Below are 7,016 nucleotides of genomic sequence, written 5' to 3'. Positions count from 1 at the left end.
CCCCGTAGGGGCGGCATTTGTAAAGACGCAGCACCCAAATACCGTCAACAATCGCTAAATTGACGCTTATGGTGCGGTTTTGCGGTGTACCATAAGTATCAATTTAAGAAAAAATAACCGTCACGCCCCAGAAAAGTAGGCTCTGTTTGAAACTGCGCCGGATTTTACACAGAAAACCTGAAAACTTCAATTCTCGTCTATGACGTAAGGACGGTTGCCGATCGAAGGTGCCAACAGCATCCGTTTCTGTTGTTCGGTGAGTTCGCCGTATTTGCTGAGATCGTGATATTCTCCTGACCATGCGGAGTGTCCGGGACTGTATTTATAGAGCAATGACCGGCGTTGATGTTTTGCCCGCCACGGCATCGTCCCATGAACAAGGGCTTCTGTGAAAAACAACACATCTCCCGCTTCAACAGCCGGTTGCACAACGTAGTGCGCAGGACGCTCAAAATGCCGCACATCTGACGGCAATTCCTGCAAGAAATTGCTCTTATGGCTGCCGGGAATACAGGCGAATCCACCCGCACCTTCCGGCGCATCCGCCAGATTGTAGCTCATCACAGACAATCCGTTCCGCATAACACCATCGCGGTATTTGTACCAGTGATCCGCCTCAGGACCGCCAGGACCACCACCATCTTCACCACCGTGCAATCTACCCCCTTCTTGCCCTTCATCCATAAAGATAGCATAATCGTGGTCTAAACGGACATGCGGACCTAATAAGTCGAGGAGATACGGGAGAATTTTCGGATGGTCAATCAGACCCTTAAAAGGTTCACCCCACAGACTCGACACTCTATCGCCGTGTTCTCTCAAACTATCGCTGGATTCTCTATCGATAAACGCATTCATCTCAGCGACTTCATCTTCAGTCAAGACGTTCTTTATGACGAGGTAGCCTTCAAGGTCTACCGCAAATTTTTCTTCACCAGTCATGTCTAGCAACTCCTTCGTCAGCCGTCGGTTGTCAGTTTGTAGGTTGGGTAGAACGCACTGAAACCCAACTCTTTTTGGGCAAAGATGGGTAGAGGCGATTTCATGAAGTTCAATAAAATATTTGGGTAATTCTATAAAAGACAGTTTTTACTCGAGCAGGCTCGATACTCTTGTAAATCCTTGAATCCCGTAAATCCTGATTCAGACAATGGATACCGACATTCCCCGATTAAATACTTAATCTTCATCTAACTGCCCCCGATTTCTTCAATCTTCTTCTATCACGCGGGGACGTCTACCGATTGAGGGTGGCATTAGCAACCGTTTCTGCTGCTCACTCAATTCGCCGTATTTGCTGAGATCGTAATAGTTGCTCGCCCACGCCGAATGTCCCGGACTGTATTTATAGAGCAGTGCCCGCCGCTCGTGATCTGCTGTCCACGGCATCGTCCCGTGGATGAGTGCTTCCGTGAAAAAGATTACATCTCCCGCTTCGGCAGATGGCTGGACGACGTAGTGTGCCGGACGCTCGAATCGGCGAACTTCTTGCGGGATCTCCGGTGCAAAGTTGCTTTTATGGCTGCCGGGAATACAAGCGAACCCACCTGCCCCTGCGGGCGCAGCTGCCAGATTATAAGTCATCACGGACAGACCATTTCGCATGATCCCATCGCGGTATTTGTACCAGTGATCGCCGACGTTTCCACCCGCACGTCCACCATCCTCACCGCCGTGCAGTCCACCACGTCCTTGCCCTTTTTCCATGAAGAGGGAGTAGTCGTGGTCGAGTCGGACATGCGGTCCGAGGAGTTCAATGAGATAGGGCAGAATTTTCGGGTGATCGATGAGCCGCTTAAACGGTTCACCCCAGAGACTGGGTGCGCCTTGGCGGTCGCCACTGTCGATAATGTCATTCATCTCAGCGACTTCATCGTCGGTCAGAACGTTCTTTATGACGAGGTAGCCTTCAAGGTCTACCTGAAATTTTTCTTCACCAGTCATCAATCTTCGGGCAGGAGACCCCCGCATTTATGTAGGGGAGGAATGCCCGCCTCCTATATTTTCTCTTGACAAAAGTTATCAAAAATACGACAATATACCTTGTAGTGTAAGGTTGCAAGTTAGGCTGCTGTTCGCTATCCCCGTGTGCGACTTGTGTAAAGCTACAGCACAATACGGAAAAGAAACAGATAACGCTGGTGGAGGACAACTTGACTGTAATGGATACGAGGAGGTAAAAGCCCCGATCCGCTAAAAACGCACTCTCAAAAACAAAAGTCAACTTCGGTTGAGAGGGCTGCCTGGATCCCTCTGTGGAGCAGATGTAAGACGTTTTCTCGAAAACGCGAACTGCTACGAAGCAGAAGCTCTAACCTTTAGGTTATGGGTGCCTTGACTATGTAGAAACTCCTTCGCCAATAATCATATTGCTACTTTGAAACAAGAGGCGTTATTTTCACTTCTCCAAATTGCCTTGAATATCTATAACTTTCTTCGGTAGCAACTCGCGTTATTATAGCATTACCGAAATATTTCGTAAAATTCATTTTTTCCGATCTTTCGGTGCCGTCACTTCAAAATCGAAACCACCAAGCACATCACCGTTCACTTCCACCTCGAAACGGTGCCAACCGAGACACGCCTTTCCGTCGTGATGCTGTTTGAGCGAGGGCAACGGAAAGAGCTGTTTCTCGTAATCGACGCGCTGCCTCGGTTTCAATTTCCTCTGACTGAGACGATAACTTTTCCGCGTGATGTGTCCTGATGGACGTTTGTAAGCGACTACATAATAGGTAAGAATCGTTTGCGGCGCATCCGATGCGCTCTGTAGACTGAATGAGAAGCGGAACGCCTCGTTGATAGGGAGGATTTGACGTTCAGGTTTCAGTTCGGTGAGCGTGATGTTCGCTTTACCTAATTTCGGAACGGCTCCCATACCGAGGAGCTTAAAGGCGCGTGCGTCCCCAATCTTCACCTGATATTTGAGTGCTTGCCGAAGGATCTTTTTTGTCTCCGAGCGTCCATCCTGACACCACCGTTCCAATGTGGCGTAACCAGCCTCTGGGTAATCCTTGACGATGTCGCGCATATCCGTCGCGACCTGTTCCCGCACACGCGCGTCTGCGTCGTCTTTGAGTGTTTCCAGAAGTGCCAAGATCGGTTGTGGATCTTGGAGAAACGGACGCAGCCATTTTTGCCACGTGCCACGTGTGCAGAGCGATGCCGCCACAAACAGACGGAGATTGGCGTTTTCGTCCGTGACCCATTCACTGAAACGTTCAAAGCACCGATTCGGATCTTTGATGATAAACGCACGAATCTCACCACCACGGGTACACCGATGTTTTGAGAGTTCGTAGAAAGCATCCAACGAGGCATCGAAATCTTCCAGTCCGTACAGACTGACGAAATGCGCAATCGGTCGCAGACGCGTCTCGACTTTCGGAATCGGGTGTCGCATCGGTTCCGGTGGAGCCTCTGCCTCGACAAACGCCATCAAAATAGCGAGAGCATCGGAATAGTCCTTTGGTAGATGCTGACGCAGGATGCGCCCGATAGCAGTCGTCACGTTATAGATCGTCTGCCCCTCCATCTCCGTCCGGACATCCGAAACGAAAGCGGACACATCGAATTCGGGATAGATTCCCTGAATCTTTTTACCGATGACCAAGCCATCCTGTGTAAGATCGAAAAGCGTGCGTTGATCTCTCATGTTCAATAGATTTTTCTTCTTTGGATGTCGGTGGTTTCCGTGAGTGTGGAAATGATAACATATCCGACGAACGGGTGTCAATTGTTATACCATTTCTGAATAAATACTTCTCATTAACGAAAAGCCGGTTCGTAGTAGCGCAATTCTGCGGCGTACTCGCCCAAATGCGACGTGCATTATTGCGCTCTTACTATAGTCTTAACCCAAGTTGCCGCTTTCAAATAAGGACGATTATTTTCATCGCGTTTTAGATTTCTTCAGGTTTTCGTCAGCGATTAGGGAATAAAAAATCACGAATTGCTTATTCCAAAGCCCCAGCGGAAGTTTGCTTGAGGTATTTGCTTGGAGGTTTCTGTGGATTTCTTCAACATGTCTGTAGGAACGCGATCATCTCTATTCCCAAGCCCCAGCGGGGCGGCATGTCTATAGCAACGTGATTATCCCTATTTCCCAAGCCCCATCGGGGCGGCATGTCTGTAGCAACGCGATCAGTTCTATTCCCAAGCCCCATCGGGGCGGCATGTCTGTAGCTGTAAGGCTTCAGATGCGTTTATTTGTAAGTCTCTGTTACGGAAAAAAATAATTTGGCGGAAAGTGTAACATTTTTAGTTGCGACGGTTATTGGTTTTCTTTTGTCTATAAACATAACATACTATAAGTATAACAATATATAAAACAAAAGGTCAAGGGAAATATTGAAAATTTAGGTAGAGAAATTTATGGTGGAATCTGAAAAATGTGAACATTGCCCGGTGGCTGCAATGCTTATTTTGCTGGTGCGAGAACGGTGTTGGTGCTTTGGAAATTAGTCTTCCAGTAATTGCATGATTTCATCGAAGCCGAAACTGAGTAGGAATTCTGCGTAATAACTGTCGAACAAAGTTTTTAGATAAGTGCCTAATTCAACAGAATTGGAATTCATACCATTATTTTCTTCTTGAACTACCTCGTATTTATACGCCTTCGTAATTGAGTACAGAAACAATGTGTGAGAATACACAGAAGCGATGTACCTTTTATCAACTATCTCTAATTGCTCCTGACTGGCATTTCTGGTTTTCGATCTGAAATTCTTTAAAACAGTACTATCCATATTGATATAAACGCTTTCTAACTTTTCACCATTCACCATAGGGTACATCACGGTAGCGTGATTCATTTCCTCACTTGTTGCTTCTTCAACCTGCTCCCAAGTGATTTCACCATTTCTATTTGGTTTTTCTTTTTGGTAAGCAAATATTAACTCTGGCAACCCTAAGGCTGGGATTTCCTTGTTTTCAGGTTTCGGTGAGGGCTGCGAAGGTGCCTTCGGTTCACTTACTTTCACCCAAAATATTTCCTCAAACTCCCCAGTTGGACCTTCTAAGCTAACCTTGATTTTTGCTTCATCTCCGACACTTACTTCTTTTTTGGGACTGAAGTGAATTTTGATTGTTCCATCTTGAGGACTGCTTTTCCGCGCATTAAATACATCTTCAATCCGCTCAACTTTTCCTGGAGCATTTCCACCGTCAGTCTCATTTGTTTTGTAGTCAAGGATGGCTATGTTCAATTCGCCAGGACTTTCAATACGGTCAAAATAGTTGTTTTCAACATCCGTGTCAAAGAAAATTGTTTTTTCCCCACCAAGCGGTATCGTCACTACTTCTTTGTCTTTTTTTCCATGGCGGCGTTTGAAAAGTGCGGGAAATCGTTGCGGATTAAAGGGTTCCTGTTCCTCTTTACGCTGTTTTTTCTTGGTTGAGTTGTCAGTGTTTCTGTTTTGTTTGTCTTTAGGTGGCAAGTCTAAATTTAAAGTTTGCTCTAACAACTTTAACAACTCTTCATTGCGTGTGAAATTCCGTGCGAAAGATTTGAGTAAGCCTTTTGCATCCTCACTTTCAACGGCAATTGAATCCTTTCGCCGTTTTTGGATTTCCCACAAACGACCACCTCTTGCACCAAGTTTTTCTGCCAGAAATTTCCTTAACGATCTCGTTTCTTCACCATCCTTTAACCGGTCTCGAGATGCCATGAATAATTCTTTGCGGAAATCATATTCCATGTTGGTGCAATCAACGTGAATTAGGAGATGTTCTTTGAGTAGATTCAATTTTAATGATCGAGTTATGAATTCGGATGTATAGTGTCCATGTGTTTGCCCATTAACCGAAAAGAGCACAGACATTCTGTTTTTGAAAAACTCTCGTTGAATTGTTTCCTTGGTTTCTTTGACGGATCTGTCATCTATTTTCGTCTTGAAAACATAACACGTCACTTTCATTTCGCCAAACAGTGCGTCATCAAATTCTTCAGAAAAAGATTCTTCAACGTACTTATTATCATCCTGTTCTAATCTGCGTTTTAGTCCGTATAAACCCCTTCGCAAGGAGCTCTTGGGATAACGTTCCTCTTTTTCAATCGTATAAACGGGCAAAACAGGTTCAAACAGGTATTCGTTGATACTCAGGTTCAAATCTCTTGAAATATCTGAAATCCCGGCAAGATGGTAAGAGTAGAGTTTGATGATGGTTCCAGTCGTAAAAGGTCTATTATACAGACCTAAATTTTGTTTGCCTGCTTCAAAGGCAGGGATTTTTCCATCAATCTTTAGGTATTCGTACCATGTATTCTTTTTCGTTCCTGCTTCTGCCTCACTCAAAGGGTGTTCTCTAATCAACGTGAAACCGAATTTTCCAGTGTTATCGTAACGCTTTGAACCGATTAACTGGTATCGCTTTTTGCCACAAAATACAATGGCTCCACTACCACCCATATTGTATCTGCCTTGGACAAAGTGGATTTCATTCTTATTCCCTCGCAGTAATGAGAGGAAGGTGTTCTCGAATTCTTCAGGATGTTGTCCTTCGCCATCATCATAAATAATTAGAGAGGTCTTACGGCGCGGTCCATCAGCGAGGATTTGGATACTCTCGGCTTGCTGATTTCTGAATGTTGGTAAATCCCAGTGCCCATGGTTTGGGAAGAAGTTCGTTCTGGCTTCTTCCATCGAGTGAGGGGCTTGGTTGGATTTGGGGTCGATGCCTGCTTGCAAACATTTCTTCATTAAAACAGCATCAATTGAGTTTGTGATTTTTTCAATCAGTGCAGCAATCGGGGTTGACTGCTGGTTTTCGATAACACCAAAATTGTTTTCGTTACCACCAAGTGGAGACCAATTTTCAGGTTTGAAAATGTCCGGGTGGGCATTGATGGTTTTATCAACATCGTTCTCAGTTTGTGCAAAATATAGCTTGTCGAAAAGTTGTCTCATATTCATTCAGGGTTGTTTTGTGTAACATAAATACCAGTTAAGGCTGGATATATTAGTAACCAAGCCAAGGTGCTATTACGTCCCAAGCGAGTTCGAGAATGTTTTTTG

Annotated in this window: 4 protein-coding genes; all 4 read right to left on the bottom strand. The window is 45.3% G+C overall.

Translation table 11 applies throughout. The features are described 5' to 3' along the window. Nucleotides 1-186: 186 nt before the first annotated feature. Nucleotides 187-942, bottom strand: coding sequence for a phytanoyl-CoA dioxygenase family protein (locus J4G07_21225; protein ID MCE2416509.1), 756 nt, complete (start codon nt 940-942; stop codon nt 187-189). 267 nt (nt 943-1,209) lie between these two features. After that, nucleotides 1,210-1,944 (bottom strand): phytanoyl-CoA dioxygenase family protein, encoded by a 735-nt coding sequence (locus tag J4G07_21220; GenBank protein ID MCE2416508.1) that lies wholly within the window; start codon nt 1,942-1,944, stop codon nt 1,210-1,212. A 541-nt stretch (nt 1,945-2,485) separates the two neighbouring features. Further along, nucleotides 2,486-3,655 (bottom strand): hypothetical protein, encoded by a 1,170-nt coding sequence (locus tag J4G07_21215; GenBank protein MCE2416507.1) that lies wholly within the window; start codon nt 3,653-3,655, stop codon nt 2,486-2,488. Nucleotides 3,656-4,460: 805 nt separating this feature from the next. Continuing rightward, complete coding sequence (locus tag J4G07_21210; GenBank protein ID MCE2416506.1) at nt 4,461-6,644, bottom strand: hypothetical protein; 2,184 nt, start codon at nt 6,642-6,644, stop codon at nt 4,461-4,463. Nucleotides 6,645-7,016 lie beyond the last annotated feature (372 nt).

This window comes from Candidatus Poribacteria bacterium (assembly GCA_021295715.1).
Taxonomy (GTDB): Bacteria; Poribacteria; WGA-4E; order WGA-4E; family WGA-3G; genus WGA-3G.
Note: the sequence above shows the minus strand (reverse complement) of the source record. Positions and strands in the feature narration are given on the sequence as shown.